General features: G+C 30.8%; 16 protein-coding genes and 1 pseudogene. 2 read left to right on the top strand and 15 right to left on the bottom strand.

Going from position 1 to position 14670, the window contains the following annotated elements:
- Positions 1-314: 314 nt before the first annotated feature.
- The gene (lepA, locus tag KI230_RS07925) at positions 315-2138 is read right to left on the bottom strand and encodes a translation elongation factor 4 (RefSeq protein ID WP_000368345.1); all 1824 of its coding nucleotides are present in this window, start codon (positions 2136-2138) and stop codon (positions 315-317) included.
- 345 nt (positions 2139-2483) lie between these two features.
- Here lepA and rpsT point away from each other — a divergent pair, with 345 nt between their 5' ends.
- Positions 2484-2735, top strand: a complete 252-nt coding sequence (rpsT, locus tag KI230_RS07930) for a 30S ribosomal protein S20 (RefSeq protein ID WP_001274017.1) — start codon at positions 2484-2486, stop codon at positions 2733-2735.
- A 44-nt stretch (positions 2736-2779) separates the two neighbouring features.
- Here rpsT and holA read toward each other — a convergent pair whose 3' ends face one another.
- From holA to mtnN, 13 genes are all read right to left on the bottom strand, one after another.
- Positions 2780-3754: a DNA polymerase III subunit delta gene (holA, locus tag KI230_RS07935; RefSeq protein WP_001282561.1), complete on the bottom strand. Its 975-nt coding sequence runs from the start codon at positions 3752-3754 to the stop codon at positions 2780-2782.
- Positions 3755-3810: 56 nt separating this feature from the next.
- Positions 3811-6003 (bottom strand): DNA internalization-related competence protein ComEC/Rec2, encoded by a 2193-nt coding sequence (locus tag KI230_RS07940; protein WP_214958247.1) that lies wholly within the window; start codon positions 6001-6003, stop codon positions 3811-3813.
- Between the two features lie 4 nt (positions 6004-6007).
- Positions 6008-6469 (bottom strand): ComE operon protein 2, encoded by a 462-nt coding sequence (locus tag KI230_RS07945; RefSeq protein WP_000439693.1) that lies wholly within the window; start codon positions 6467-6469, stop codon positions 6008-6010.
- Between the two features lie 91 nt (positions 6470-6560).
- Entirely contained in the window at positions 6561-7247 is a 687-nt protein-coding gene (locus KI230_RS07950; RefSeq protein ID WP_001788928.1) for a ComEA family DNA-binding protein, read from the bottom strand.
- Positions 7248-7286: 39 nt separating this feature from the next.
- Positions 7287-8003 carry a class I SAM-dependent DNA methyltransferase gene (locus KI230_RS07955; protein WP_000084829.1) on the bottom strand — a complete coding sequence of 239 codons (717 nt, stop codon included), beginning with the start codon at positions 8001-8003 and terminating at the stop codon, positions 7287-7289.
- Positions 8004-8005: 2 nt separating this feature from the next.
- Positions 8006-8359: a ribosome silencing factor gene (gene rsfS / locus KI230_RS07960; protein WP_001088020.1), complete on the bottom strand. Its 354-nt coding sequence runs from the start codon at positions 8357-8359 to the stop codon at positions 8006-8008.
- Positions 8360-8944 carry a bis(5'-nucleosyl)-tetraphosphatase (symmetrical) YqeK gene (gene yqeK, locus KI230_RS07965; protein ID WP_001019324.1) on the bottom strand — a complete coding sequence of 195 codons (585 nt, stop codon included), beginning with the start codon at positions 8942-8944 and terminating at the stop codon, positions 8360-8362.
- Positions 8934-9503, bottom strand: coding sequence for a nicotinate (nicotinamide) nucleotide adenylyltransferase (gene nadD, locus KI230_RS07970; RefSeq protein ID WP_000725162.1), 570 nt, complete (start codon positions 9501-9503; stop codon positions 8934-8936). Before nadD ends, yqeK begins: the two co-directional genes overlap by 11 nt.
- Positions 9504-9505: 2 nt before the next feature.
- Positions 9506-9796: a ribosome assembly RNA-binding protein YhbY gene (gene yhbY, locus KI230_RS07975; RefSeq protein WP_000955231.1), complete on the bottom strand. Its 291-nt coding sequence runs from the start codon at positions 9794-9796 to the stop codon at positions 9506-9508.
- 3 nt (positions 9797-9799) lie between these two features.
- Positions 9800-10606 (bottom strand): shikimate dehydrogenase, encoded by an 807-nt coding sequence (gene aroE / locus KI230_RS07980; protein ID WP_214958248.1) that lies wholly within the window; start codon positions 10604-10606, stop codon positions 9800-9802.
- 13 nt (positions 10607-10619) lie between these two features.
- On the bottom strand, positions 10620-11720 hold the full coding sequence (gene yqeH, locus KI230_RS07985; RefSeq protein ID WP_001280138.1) for a ribosome biogenesis GTPase YqeH: 1101 nt from the start codon (positions 11718-11720) through the stop codon (positions 10620-10622).
- Positions 11721-12248 carry a YqeG family HAD IIIA-type phosphatase gene (locus KI230_RS07990; protein WP_000524902.1) on the bottom strand — a complete coding sequence of 176 codons (528 nt, stop codon included), beginning with the start codon at positions 12246-12248 and terminating at the stop codon, positions 11721-11723. It abuts the gene before it with no gap.
- 19 nt (positions 12249-12267) lie between these two features.
- Positions 12268-12954, bottom strand: a complete 687-nt coding sequence (gene mtnN / locus KI230_RS07995) for a 5'-methylthioadenosine/S-adenosylhomocysteine nucleosidase (protein ID WP_000579275.1) — start codon at positions 12952-12954, stop codon at positions 12268-12270.
- Between the two features lie 313 nt (positions 12955-13267).
- Between mtnN and KI230_RS08000 the strand changes: the two genes are divergently transcribed.
- On the top strand, positions 13268-13537 hold the full coding sequence (locus tag KI230_RS08000; protein WP_000829750.1) for a hypothetical protein: 270 nt from the start codon (positions 13268-13270) through the stop codon (positions 13535-13537).
- A gap of 201 nt (positions 13538-13738) precedes the next feature.
- Here KI230_RS08000 and KI230_RS08005 read toward each other — a convergent pair.
- Positions 13739-14492, bottom strand: a pseudogene (locus tag KI230_RS08005) (exotoxin).
- Positions 14493-14670: the final 178 nt, after the last annotated feature.

Here is a 14670-nt window from a genome sequence, read left to right on the forward strand (position 1 = left end):
TGGCTCTTACACATTAGCCAGATGTAATATGTCCTTAAAAATAAAATTACATGAGTAAAACTCATGCATAAGGGAGTGGGACAGAAATGATATTTTCGCAAAATTTATTTCGTCGTCCCACCCCAACCTGCATTGCCTGTAGAATTTCTTTTCGTCAGCTTCTATGTTGGGGCCCCATTGTTATAAGCTCATTTTAACTCTGTCGATGGCTGCCAATATAACATTGTAAAGCCCAGGACGTTAATTTATCCTAGGCTCCCTCTTTTTAGTTATTAAACTTTATTCATTGTAAATTGTTAATTGATTTTTTAAAATTATTCATCATCCATTTTCAATACAGCCAAGAAAGCATCTTGTGGAATTTCAACATTACCAACTGCTTTCATCTTAGCTTTACCTGCTTTTTGTTTTTCAAGTAATTTACGTTTACGGCTTATGTCACCGCCATAACATTTAGCTAAAACGTTTTTACCCATTGATTTAATATTTGTACGCGCTACAATTTTTTGTCCTATTGCAGCCTGTACAGGTACTTCAAATTGCTGTCTTGGAATTAACGTTTTAAGTTTTTCAACTAATGCTTTACCACGTTCATATGCAAAATCTCTATGAACTATGAAGCTTAGCGCATCCACTTTATCACCATTTAATAAAATATCCATCTTGACTAAATTACTTTCTTTATTTTCGATGAATTCATAATCAAATGATGCATATCCTTTAGTATTAGATTTAAGTTGATCGAAGAAATCAAATACAACTTCAGCTAAAGGTAATTCATAAACAATATTTACACGAATATCATCTAAATAGTCCATATTTATAAATTGTCCACGTTTACGTTGACATAATTCCATTACTGCACCGACATAGTCATTTGGAACCATCATAGTTGCACGAACATATGGCTCAAATATTTTATCAATTTTATCACGATCTGGCATTTGTGCTGGGTTATCAACCGTCACTTCTGAACCGTCCCTTAAAATACATTGATAAATTACAGATGGTGCGGTTGCAATTAATTCAATACCAAATTCTCTTTCAATTCTTTCTTGAATTATTTCCATGTGTAACATACCTAAGAAACCAGTTCTATAACCAAAACCTAATGCTTGTGACGATTCAGGCTCAAATTCTAATGATGCATCATTCAATTGTAATTTTTCTAATGCTTCTCTTAAATCATTATAATTTTTGTTATCTATTGGGAACAGTCCGCAATATACCATTGGATTCATTTTCTTATAACCTTGCAATGGTTCTGATGCAGGTCTACTAGCTAATGTGATGGTGTCACCAACCCTAGAATCATCAACATTTTTAATACTTGCAATAATATAACCAACATCACCAACTGTTAATTCATCAACTGGAAGCTGCTTAGGTGTATTAATTCCAACTTCTGTTACTTCGAACTCTTTACCAGTGGCCATCATTCGAATTTTATCTCCGGCTTTAACAACACCGTCTACAATTCTTATCGATGAAATTACCCCTCTATATGGATCATACTCAGAATCAAATATTAATGCTTTTAGTGGTGCTTCTGGGTCACCATCTGGAGCTGGTACAACTTCAACTATTTTCTCTAGTATCTCTTCAATTCCAATGTTAGATTTAGCACTTGCTAAAACAACATCGTCTTGGTCTAAACCTATCATATCTTCAATTTCTTGTTTCACGCGTTCAGGTTCTGCAGCAGGTAAATCAATTTTGTTAATAACAGGCATTAACTCTAACTCATTATCTAATGCCAAATAAACATTTGCTAATGTTTGTGCTTCGATACCTTGAGCCGCATCTACTACTAAAATCGCACCCTCACAAGCTGCCAAAGAACGTGACACTTCATATGTAAAATCGACGTGTCCAGGCGTATCGATTAAATGGAATGTATAAGTATTTCCATCTTTAGCTTCGTACTTTAAACGAACTGCGTTTAATTTGATTGTAATACCACGTTCTCTTTCTAAATCCATTGAATCTAGTAACTGATCTTGCATATCTCTTGTTTCAACTGATTTGGTATTTTCTAAAATTCTATCAGCCAATGTAGATTTTCCGTGGTCAATATGTGCTATAATCGAGAAATTCCTTATATTCTCTCTTCTTTTTAAGCGTTGCTCATTATCCATTTTATCCTTCTCACTTTCATAAAATAAACCCGTATTATCTTTCGCATCTTTGATATAATAACGTTTTTAATAGGTAAATGCAAACGCCATAATCTTGGATGAACTTTGAAATTATAACAATCTTTATTTAAATACATACTTGCGATATGTTAATATGTTAATTACGTACTTATAATTATAAAACGTATTGATTGTGTTTCCAACACAATTTATTAAATCTGCAAAATTTTAAACTAACCCCATCAAATAAATGATTGCACAACGGTTAGACTTTTGTTAAAATATTTCTTGTTGTAATCAAATAAAATTTTGATAAGATGAACTCACTTTTAGGAGGTGACAGAAATGGCAAATATCAAATCTGCAATTAAACGTGTAAAAACAACTGAAAAAGCTGAAGCACGCAACATTTCACAAAAGAGTGCAATGCGTACAGCAGTTAAAAACGCTAAAACAGCTGTTTCAAATAACGCTGATAATAAAAATGAATTAGTAAGCTTAGCAGTTAAGTTAGTAGACAAAGCTGCTCAAAGTAATTTAATACATTCAAACAAAGCTGACCGTATTAAATCACAATTAATGACTGCAAATAAATAATCTTTTTAAATAAAAGTTCAAGCGCATGCTTGAACTTTTATTTTTTATAAAGATAGAATGAATAATTCCAGTATTAACTGTTTATCCATATATGATGATTTAAGTTTATAATCAGTTTCCGCACAAGCATCTACAATATTCAATAATTCATCAAGTTGATAATGTCTTACTTGTCCTAACGCTAATTTTACTCTGTATGGATGCACTCCTATTGTTTTAGCAATTTGCTGTCCACTATATCCTTTTTGACTCAAAATCTTACATTGATAAAATAATCGGTAATTACTTGTAATTAGTGCAAGTAATTTAATTGGTTCTTCTTTCATAGTTATTAAATCTTTTACTAAATGAATTGCTTGTTCTTTCTTTCTTTTCTGAATGTATTCAGTCAGTAAAAATACATTTTGCTCTAAACTTCTATTAATAATTTGGTTAACATCCTGCTTATTAATTGTTGGTCTATCGCCTAAAAATAAAATCAACTTTTCTATCTCATGTGAGACAATATTAAAGTTAATACCTGTCAACTCAATAAATAAATCTAATGCATCTCTTTTGATATCTTTGAAATTCTCATTTAATTTACTTTGAATCCATTTTTTTATTTCTTCTTCAGACATTTGCTCTATTTTTTTAAGCCTTGCATGCTTTTTTAGAGTTTTAGTTAACTTTTTTCTTTCATCAAGTTTATTTTGATATATCTCAAAGACAATCAAATTTTCGCCATCATATTTTTCAATAAATTCTATTAATTGATCTACATTATGAGCCATATCTTTTGGCGCTTTTTCACCTGTAAATATATATGCATTTTTAACCAAAATTGCTTTTTTATCTGAAAAGAAAGGCAATGTTAATGTTTCTTCAACAATTGGTGCAATCTCTGTTTCGTATAAATTATATTTCACAAAGTTAAAGTCATCTCTATCACTTTTCAAAAATTGTGATATGATTTCTGCACTTTGTTTTTCAACCAATTCAGGCACATCTCCATAAATAGCTACAATATTGTCGCTCATTCATTACACCCTTTCATTCGTTTGACACATCAATAGATTATATCATGTTTCTGTATCTATAAACCACTTGCATTTCCATAAGAGTTTGAATCAACTTTTAAATTATCATCTAAGTCAATTGTAACTTGACCGTTTTGTTGACTATTGTAAATGCGACTGCGAATCCTTTGCAATCGTTTAACAACTTCTATATTAGGAAGATGATACATATTGTTCTTCCCAGAAGAAATCAAACTTATTTTAGGCTTAATCATCTCTATAAATTCTTTAGAACTACTTGTCTTGCTCACATGATGTCCTACTTTTAAAATATCAATCTCCGGCAAGTTATATTTTTTTAGTAGTAAAGATTCATTATTTTTACTAGCATCGCCCATTAATAAAACTTTTTTATTTTGATATGTAATCATAGTAATAATCGAATACTCATTTTTATCTCGGCTATTTGGAATAAAACTATCAAAAAATAGAAAACTACTATCTCCAAGTTTAAAACTACTAACTTGTCTTACATCCATAAGTTTAATGTTGTACTTATGGCTTAATTTCGATAATAACATCAATGTATTACTACTATATCCCTTATTGTATATCACTATATGTTTAATTTTAATATGACTAATAATATATTCCACTTCACCAATATGGTCATTGTGTGGATGTGTTAAAATTAGATACTCTAATTCATTTATCCCTCTTTCATTTAGCGTTGGTAAAATATGATATTTAGAAATTGAATAACTAGGTTGTTTAGTATCATCAATCACTTTCCCACCTGTATCAATCAAGACATTTTGGTTCTTACCGCCTTCATATAAAATACTGTCTCCCTGCCCCACATTTAACATTGTAATTTTGTGATGTGAATTTGTTGGAAACGTTATTAATAATGTCAGAATAATTATAGTCCAAACCGTAACCAATATATATTTACGTTTAGCCAATAACCAAAATATGTAATAAACAGAAATTATAAATATCCAATCATTAAACTTGGGAACAGAAAAATGTGATTGCTTGATTCTTGTGAATAGGTCTAGTAACCAGTCATGAAAATTAAAACTTAGGTCAACCAAGTAATTTAGCGGCGTTAATCCCACAATAAAATGACTTGTAATAAAGAATAAAATAGATAGCGGAAACAATATAATCGAATAGTACGGTACAAAAATCAAATTAGATAAAAATCCCACCCATTGAAGTTGATGAAAGTTTGGAATGGCAACGATAAATGAAGCTAATTGTGCAATAAACGTAATTATGAATAATGATTGTAACTTTGACAATTGCTGTAAAAAAGGAAAAAGTAGCATAATAAAAAATGAAATGATGAATGAAAATTGAAATCCAATATCATAAACAACTAGTGGATTTAAAATAAACATAATTATAAATGCAAATGCTAATAGCTGAATACCCTTTATTTTAATTTGCTTAGTAATAAGCAGTACAAGAGTTGTCATTATTATAGCTCTTACAGCACTAGGTGCATAATTTGTGTATTGAGCAAATAAAGCTAATACAATGATTGTAATTCCTTTAATGACAAATAAAGGTAAATTTAATCGTTTTAAAGGTTTGTAAATTAAGAATACAATTGCAGCTATATGCGAGCCACTAACTGCCAGCAAATGATATATACCTATCTCTTTAACACGTTCCTTAAATTGCTCATTAATTTCTTTTACGTCACCAGTAATCAATGCCATAATACGATCCGGAAACTTAATACCCGAATCATAAATTCGATTCATTATAAACTGTTTATGTTTCTCAATTAAATTAGACCGGTTCGATTCTAGGCAGCTTTGTACAACTATACTTTGTAATTTAAGAGTTACAAACTTATTGTCATTAACTTTGAATTGTCCTTTAACAATACAATTACGACTTTCAATTTTCTTTAAATCAAAATTCTTTTTATTTGTTAAAAAGAAAGGATATATTTCATTTTTTAAACTCAACCTACCTTTATATGTGTCACTACCTTGACGTTGAATTTGGATTACTTGAGCACGCTCATTAAACTGAGAATTACGTTCAATATAATTGATATAATTAAATATTGCTTGTTGTGAATAATGTAAATACCATGAGGAGAAAATGATTAAAAAGAGAGAAATAGGGGCATAAACGATTTTATTTTTACGATAAGTAATATACAAAAGTAAAATGAAAAGAAATGTAGAGAGCACTTTGCTAGAATTCCAAAGCACTCCTACAATCATTGATAACGCGACATACAGCAAAACATTAACCTTTAGTCAGATATTTAGCAACATATTCTGGTGAAAATGGAATTTTTTTAAATTCAATACCAGATTGTTTGAGTAATTTAGTTGCATATTCATGGTTATGATAATCTTCTGCATAGTAGATACGCTTTATACCTGCTTGAATAATTGACTTTGTACAATTTAGGCATGGAAAATGAGTAACATAGATTGTTGCACCTTCAGTAGATACACCTTGTTTTGCACATTGTAATAAAGCATTCATTTCTGCATGTATCGTTCTGATACAATGTCCATCTTCAATTAAACATCCTTCATCTATACAATGCACCTCGCCAGCTACAGAGCCATTATACCCACCAGCAATAATACGATTATCCTTAACAATCGTTGCACCTACAGATAATCTTTGACAAGTTGAACGTAATGCTAGCAAATGACTTTGTGCCATAAAATATTCTTCCCATTTGATTCTTTCCAAGATGTTCACCTTCCATACTTAAAATTTAGTAACATTTTCTAATAATATAAGATTAATCACAAAAAATAAAATTTGCAATTAAAATAATCCATTATGTCGTGAAATAAGATTTCAGTTTATCAAAAGTTTTACTTCCAAAACCTTTTACTTTTTTCAAATCGTCAATTTCTTGAAATGCACCTTGTTGGTTGCGATATTCAACAATTGCATTAGCTTTAGCTTGCCCTACTCCAGGAACAGACATCAATTCTGATACAGATGCCGTATTTAAATTTACTTTAGTATTATTTGTGTTCCCATTTTTTACGTGCACACTGTTTACTTCAATTTGTGGTTCAACATTCTTTTGTCCTTTATGAGGTATGAAAATCATTTTTTGATCTGTTAATTTTTCAGACAAATTAATTCGACTTACATCTGCATCATCCAATAATTGTGCTTTATCAAGTAAATCAACTACTCTATCCTTAGATGTCATTTTATAAACATTAGGATGTTTAACAGCACCTTTTACATCGACATATACAGGACCTTTATTTTTGGAATTATCTCCATCTTTGACCTGGACATCTTCTAATTTGGACAAACTATTATTTTCACTAGTGCTTTGTTTCAGAGCAGTATCTTTATTTTCAAAATTTCTTGAAGTATAATCATCTTGTCTCCAGAATATAAAACCAATTAATACCATAATTAAAACAACAGCACTTATAATATATAACTTCCACTGAGTTAAAAAATCTTTATAGCGTAATAAAAATTGATACAATAAAACCACTCCTCAACTTTATACACGTCTGAGCGAGTGGTTTTACTTTTATTTTTTCGCAATGAAAAACAATCTTTCTGCATCTTCATTATGTTCATCTATATTAAAATCAGTAAATGTTTCAACATGTTTAAAACCAACTTGAGCTAACCAAGACAAATATGTCTTTTCATCAAATGTTCTCTGAAAATGAGACTCATCAAATCTTGAATATGTTTCATCTTCATGTCGAATAAAAAATGTCATATCATGATAAACACTTAAAGGTAAATCTCCTTGCACAGCATCCCATGCTAAAAAAATGTCCCCTTTATCATCAATATAACTTTGATTATTAAACAAAGTCATCATTTTATAAACAGTATGTACATCAAAAATAAATACACCTGAATCAGTCAGATGATGATAAACATTGATGAATGTTTCAATCACTGCAGTTTCATCTTGCAAATAATTTAGAGAGTCACAAAAAATAGTGATGATATCAAATTGTTGTTGCAAATCAAAAGATGTCATATCTCCTTCAAGCCAATTTACATTTGCTGATTTTTGAGCTGCAACAGTCAACATATCAACACTTAAATCCATACCAGTAACATTACCTAAAGCTTCTAATTGAACTGTTAAACTACCAGTACCGCATCCAATATCTAAAATATTTGATTCATCTTTGCAGTGATTTTTTACAATTTCAAACCATTTTTCATATGGTTGATCTTGAGTCAATTGATCGTACACTAGGCTCATTTCTGCATATTGCGACATAATTAATACGCAACCTGACCATATGATTCTAATGGTGCATCTTGATATAACTTTTCAATATTATAATAATTTCTTTCGTCTTTATGGAAAACATGTACCACAACATCAGCTAAGTCAATTAATATCCAACGCGCTTCATTGTATCCTTCCATACGTTTTACTTCTATATTTTGTTCATTGGCTACTTCTTTCACCGCTCTAGCAATCGCTTGAACTTGTCGTTCATTATTTCCGTGCGTTACAACAAAATAATCTGTCATATCGCTGATACCTTTCATTTCTAAAGAAATCGTATCTTCGCCTTTTTTATTGTCAATTGCATCCACAGCAATTGCTAATAATTCTTGTGAATTCATTTAATCATCCTTTATTCTTTCGTCACTATAGTTATAATAATTTAAACAGTCAATCGTCTTATTATATACCGTAATATCTTTCTGTATTAAAAATAGTACTGTGCGTTTAGAAATTTCATAAATTGTCTTATCTAAACTACCTTGATTGTATGCCATATCTCGAATATCATCAACTCCTGGGATTGTTCTTCCAGGTTCGATGTAATCAGCAATAAAAATCAGTTTTTCAGTTTTTGTCATTTGTTGACGTCCAGTAGTATGGTATTTGATAGCCATTAATACTTCCTCATCATTGATACCATATTCATGTTCCATGATTGCTGCACACACAGGGCCATGCAATATTTCACTACCATAACTCAGTAGATCATTACCTAATTCGTATTGTCGAACAATTTGATACATTTTACCTAAATCATCATATTTACAGAAATCATGTAATACACCTGCTAATTCTACTTTACTAGTGTCTCCATCATAAATTTCTGCCAATTTAATCGCTGTTTCTGCAACTCTTAAAGAATGATTATAACGTTTCTCTGGCAGTTTCTCTTTTGCAAGCCGTTTTGCTTTTTCAATGTTCATATAATCCTTCCCCCTTAATATAGTTTTCAACGGATTTAGGAACAAGAACTTGGATAGATTTCCCTTCACTAACTCTTTGTCGAATCATTGTCGAACTTATATCTACCCTAGGTATCTGAATTGCAATCATAGCATTTTCAACATTTTGACTATTTTTGTCTCGATTTACAACTACAAAAGTAACCATTTCTTTTAAGTATTCAATTTGATACCATTTCTCTAGTTGGTTATACTGATCCGTCCCAATAACAAAGTACAACTCACTGTCTTTGTGTTGCTCCTTGAATGCCTTGATCGTGTCATAGGTATAACTCTGACCACCACGTTTAATTTCATCGTCGCAAATATCTCCAAAACCAAGCTCGTCGATAATCATCTGTATCATTGTTAATCTGTGCTGAACGTCTATAAAATCATGGTGCTTTTTCAATGGAGACATAAAACTAGGTAAGAAATAAAATTCATCTGGCTGTAATTCATGAAATACTTCGCTAGCTACTATCATATGTGCAGTATGGATAGGGTTAAACTGACCGCCGTAAAGTACTATCTTTTTCATTATTATGGCAATTCAATTTCTTTATTATCTTTAGATTCTCTATAAATCACTATCATAGATCCAATCACTTGCACTAATTCACTATGCGTAGCTTCGCTTAATGTTTCAGCTAATTCTTTTTTATCATCAAAGTTATTTTGTAGTACATGTACTTTAATCAATTCTCTGTTTTCTAACGTATCATCTATTTGTTTAATCATATTTTCGTTGATACCGCCTTTTCCAATTTGAAAAATCGGATCAATATTGTGTGCTAAACTTCTTAAGTATCTTTTTTGTTTGCCAGTAAGCATATGTTATTCTCCTTTTAATTGTTGTAAAACTGCTGTTTTCATAGAATTAATATCAGCATCTTTATTAGTCCAAATTTTAAAGCTTTCCGCACCTTGGTAAACAAACATATCTAAGCCATTATAAATATGGTTTCTCTTGCGCTCTGCTTCCTCTAAAATAGGTGTTTTATACGGTATATAAACAATATCACTCATTAAAGTATTGGGAGAAAGATGTTTTAAATTAATAATACTTTCGTTATTTCCAGCCATACCCGCTGGTGTTGTATTAATAACGATATCGAATTCAGCTAAATACTTTTCAGCATCTGCCAATGAAATTTGGTTTATATTTAAATTCCAAGATTCAAAACGAGCCATCGTTCTATTCGCAACAGTTAATTTGGGCTTTACAAATTTTGCTAATTCATAAGCAATACCTTTACTTGCACCACCTGCGCCCAAAATTAAAATGTATGCATTTTCTAAATCTGGATAAACGCTGTGCAATCCTTTAACATAACCAATACCATCTGTATTATACCCTATCCACTTGCCATCTTTTATCAAAACAGTGTTAACTGCACCTGCATTAATCGCTTGTTCATCAACATAATCTAAATACGGTATGATACGTTCTTTATGAGGAATTGTGATATTAAAGCCATCTAATTCTTTTTTCGAAATAATTTCTTTAATTAAATGAAAATCTTCAATTGGAATATTTAAAGCTTCATAAGTATCATCTAATCCTAAAGAATTAAAATTTGCTCTATGCATAACGGGCGACAAGGAATGTGAAATAGGATTTCCGATAACTGCAAATTTCATTTTTTAAATCACCTTATAAAATAGAATTTCTTAATACAACATCAACATTTTTAGGAACACGAACGATTACTTTAGCTCCTGGTCCTATAGTTATAAAGCCTAGACCAGAGATCATAACATCACGTTTCTCTTTGCCTGTTTCAAGTCTAACAGCCTTTACCTCATTAAGATCAAAATTTTGTGGATTTCCAGGTGGCGTTAATAAATCGCCAAGTTGATTACGCCATAAATCATTAGCCTTCTCCGTTTTAGTACGATGTATATTCAAGTCATTAGAAAAGAAACAAACTAACGGACGTTTACCACCTGATACATAATCTATGCGCGCTAGACCGCCGAAGAATAATGTCTGCGCCTCATTTAATTGATATACGCGTTGTTTTATTTCTTTCTTAGGCATAATAATTTTCAATTCTTTTTCACTAACTAAATGCGTCATTTGATGATCTTGAATAATACCTGGTGTATCATACATAAATGATGATTCATCTAAAGGAATATCTATCATATCTAAAGTTGTTCCAGGGAATCTTGAAGTTGTTACTACATCTTTTTCACCAACACTAGCTTCAATCAGTTTATTAATCAATGTAGATTTCCCAACATTCGTTGTCCCTACAATATACACATCTTCATTTTCTCGAATATTCGCAATTGATGATAATAAGTCGTCTATGCCCCAGCCTTTTTCAGCTGAAATTAATACGACATCGTCAGCTTCCAAACCATATTTTCTTGCTGTTCGTTTTAACCATTCTTTAACTCGACGTTTATTAATTTGTTTCGGCAATAAATCCAATTTATTTGCTGCTAAAATGATTTTTTTGTTTCCGACAATACGTTTAACTGCATTAATAAATGATCCTTCAAAGTCAAATACATCCACGACATTGACGACAATACCCTTTTTATCCGCAAGTCCTGATAATAATTTTAAAAAGTCTTCACTTTCTAATCCTACATCTTGAACTTCGTTATAATTTTTCAAGCGGAAACAACGTCTGCAAATCACGTCATCACGAAACATATTATGCTCTGGTACAAAACCAGGTTTATTTTTATCTTCAGATTGAAGTGGCGCACCACAACCGATACATTTTAAAATGTCAGACAATCAATTTTCCTCCCATGTGATATAACCTTTTTTACTGAAATGACGTAATAATCGTCTTTCAATTAATCTATTAAACTTAGTAATAAAGCCATCAGTTCGTTTAACTGGAACAACCATAATTGTATATAGACCTCGACGATTACCACCAAATACATCAGTAAGCATTTGGTCACCTATAACAACAGTTTGATCTGGTCTGATATTCATCTTAGTTATTGCTTTATCAAACGCTTTCCCCATTGGCTTTCTCGCTTTAAAAATAAAATCGATGTCTAGATGCTGACTAAAACTAGCAACACGAGACTCATTATTATTAGACACGATTGTAATAGTGATTCCTTTTTCATTAGCTTCCTTAAACCATGCTTTAACACGTTCTGTAGGTTCTTTAACATCCCAACCTACTAGCGTATTATCTAAATCTGTAATAATACCTTTAACGCCTTTGTCCACTAACTTGTCTAAATCAATTTGAAATATTGATTGAACATATGAATTCGGCATAAAAAACTTGCGAACTAAACCCATTTAACTCACCTTTACCTTTTTATAATTGAGACACTAATGCTTCAACAGTTTGACTTGATGATACAGCTGCTTTTTCTAAAAATGCTTCGAAGCTCATTTCCGCTTCTCCATTTGCTAAGTCTGAAACTGCACGAACTACAACAAATGGTACATTAAATTGATAACATGTTTGTGCAATTGCAGTTGCTTCCATTTCAACCGCCATCGCATTTGGAAATGCTTTTTTAATTTTTTGGCGTTGTTCAACACTACCGATAAAGCTATCACCACTTACAATTAAGCCTACTTTAGCTGTTAATTGTTGTTGTTGTACAACTTGAGATACTTTTTCTATTAAAGGTTTACTTGATTGAAATGCTACCGGCATCTGTGGTATTTGTCCATATTCATAACCAAATGCTGTTGCATCCGCATCATGATATTTTACATCATCACTTATAAGAACGTCACCTACATTTAAACTTTCATCTAAAGCTCCAGCAGAACCTGTATTAATAATGACGTCCGGTTTAAACTTATTAATTAATAATGTCGTAGAAATTGCAGCATTAACTTTTCCAATGCCGCTTTGGGTAATCACTACTTCTCTATCTTTTAAAATGCCAGTATAAAATTTAACATGTGCAACTGAAATTTCGCTTAATTGTGTTAATTTATTTTTTAATATTGTTACTTCTTCTTCCATGGCACCAATTATACCAATCATCCTTTGATTCACCTCTTTTAAAAAATCCTAGCATTTGTTATTTTATCACATTTTAATCACTACAACGACAAGTATCATGATTTTCATTACTGTATAAAACTTTTGCTTTATTTTTATAAAAAGCTCTTTCAATAACTTGGTATCATAAATAATTATTTTTGAACTCATAACAGTGAATTCGATGCTTCTAATTTGTCTATTTTTCAAAAACTAATCATATCAATTACATCAACCAATCGTGTCAAGAAACTTTATTAAATAACAGGAAAATGATATGTTTAAAATAATAATGATGAAATAAGAGGATTTTACAATGGCTGAAAATAATCAAAATAGTCTCGTAACAAAGATAGCTACATACGGCAGTTTTATTGCAATTGCGTCGTTTGTCATTTTATTTATAAGTATATTTTTAAAGTTTTCATTTAATATCGAGTTTACAGCAACAATTATGAACATATGTCGCTACACTCTAATTCTAGGATTTATACTTATGTCCTTACCTGATGTTGTTGATAAAAACATCAAGAAAATTATATTCGATGCATTTATTATCATCGTCTTTATTTTCTTTTTACTATAGTAGTTTTATTTTGTAATTACACAGTTAATCATATTTGTTTCGTATCGAATTCCTGTGTGCATTAAAGGTAATTCTAATAGAAAACAGCAGTAAGACTTTTCTAAGTGTTAGCATCCTTACTGCTGTTTTTATTTGTAACAACATAATGACAGGTACTTTATATTTCACTGTCAAAGATTATTAATGATTAACTTAATTAAATTATGATTTGAATAAATAGATATCTAAATGCAATTTGTCTCTATTGATAGTTTTATTATCAGCATACATTTTTAATACCTCATAACCATACTCACCATTTAAATTATAAAAATCATATTCTACATTTTGTTCATCATCATTATGATATTTAACATACCCTTTAACAATGTCGCCACCTTGTTCGTACAACTTATACTTCTCATTCAAATAATTTCTTAATTGAACATCTAATTCTTGAATGGTAACAATTTTCTTTTTTCGTTTTTACTGCAGTTAGTTCTATTTCTGTTTGATGTCCGTCAATCCATAAATTAGAAGGTATATTCTTATAATCATCTTATTTATTATTGTCACTTAAAGTAACACCACCATAACTACATTGCGTTTTATTGGTTGCTCCCCCATGACATTCATAGCTATAGCTTCCAGCATATATATCGATATTCTTATTTATAAATTTCTTTGAAAGTGCCTCATTTTCGAATTCAACTTTAAAATCCTTTTTCGAAGCAACATTTACGAACATGTCATGAAATAACAAATCATGCTTCAACAGTCTATCGTTTGTGTTTTTATTTTCAAGCTGAGTTGGATTGATGAATGACATCTTAGCATTACTTAGACGCTTTGAATCAAACTTACTTTTATGATGTAAGTCTGAATATTCGATTGCACTCGCTGAATTTGTAAAAATTCCTTCTAACAATAATATTAAAATAAATCCTGTTAAATATTTAACTTCAAACTCCCCCAAAACAATTATTAATTTACATTTGAGAGCGAGACATAAATGATAAACAGGCTGGGAAATAAATCAATGTTCTATGCTCTACGAAGTTATATTGGCAGTAGTTGACTGAACGAAAATGCGCTTGTAACAAGCTTTTTTCAATTCTAGTCAACCTTGCCGGGGTGGGACGACGAAATAAATT

Source organism: Staphylococcus sp. MZ3 (assembly GCF_018622755.1).
GTDB classification, from domain to species: Bacteria; Bacillota; Bacilli; order Staphylococcales; family Staphylococcaceae; genus Staphylococcus; species Staphylococcus aureus.

Excerpts from the sequence above, each read along its gene's own strand:
- KI230_RS08000 (WP_000829750.1), top strand. The coding sequence starts at position 13,268 with ATGGCTGAAAATAATCAAAATAGTCTCGTAACAAAGATAGCTACATAC.
- aroE (WP_214958248.1), bottom strand. The coding sequence starts at position 10,606 with ATGAAATTTGCAGTTATCGGAAATCCTATTTCACATTCCTTGTCGCCC.
- rpsT (WP_001274017.1), top strand. The coding sequence starts at position 2,484 with ATGGCAAATATCAAATCTGCAATTAAACGTGTAAAAACAACTGAAAAA.
- rsfS (WP_001088020.1), bottom strand. The coding sequence starts at position 8,359 with ATGAATTCACAAGAATTATTAGCAATTGCTGTGGATGCAATTGACAAT.
- nadD (WP_000725162.1), bottom strand. The coding sequence starts at position 9,503 with ATGAAAAAGATAGTACTTTACGGCGGTCAGTTTAACCCTATCCATACT.
- lepA (WP_000368345.1), bottom strand. The coding sequence starts at position 2,138 with ATGGATAATGAGCAACGCTTAAAAAGAAGAGAGAATATAAGGAATTTC.
- yqeK (WP_001019324.1), bottom strand. The coding sequence starts at position 8,944 with ATGAACATTGAAAAAGCAAAACGGCTTGCAAAAGAGAAACTGCCAGAG.
- yhbY (WP_000955231.1), bottom strand. The coding sequence starts at position 9,796 with ATGCTTACTGGCAAACAAAAAAGATACTTAAGAAGTTTAGCACACAAT.
- holA (WP_001282561.1), bottom strand. The coding sequence starts at position 3,754 with ATGAGCGACAATATTGTAGCTATTTATGGAGATGTGCCTGAATTGGTT.
- mtnN (WP_000579275.1), bottom strand. The coding sequence starts at position 12,954 with ATGATTGGTATAATTGGTGCCATGGAAGAAGAAGTAACAATATTAAAA.
- KI230_RS07990 (WP_000524902.1), bottom strand. The coding sequence starts at position 12,248 with ATGGGTTTAGTTCGCAAGTTTTTTATGCCGAATTCATATGTTCAATCA.
- KI230_RS07955 (WP_000084829.1), bottom strand. The coding sequence starts at position 8,003 with ATGTCGCAATATGCAGAAATGAGCCTAGTGTACGATCAATTGACTCAA.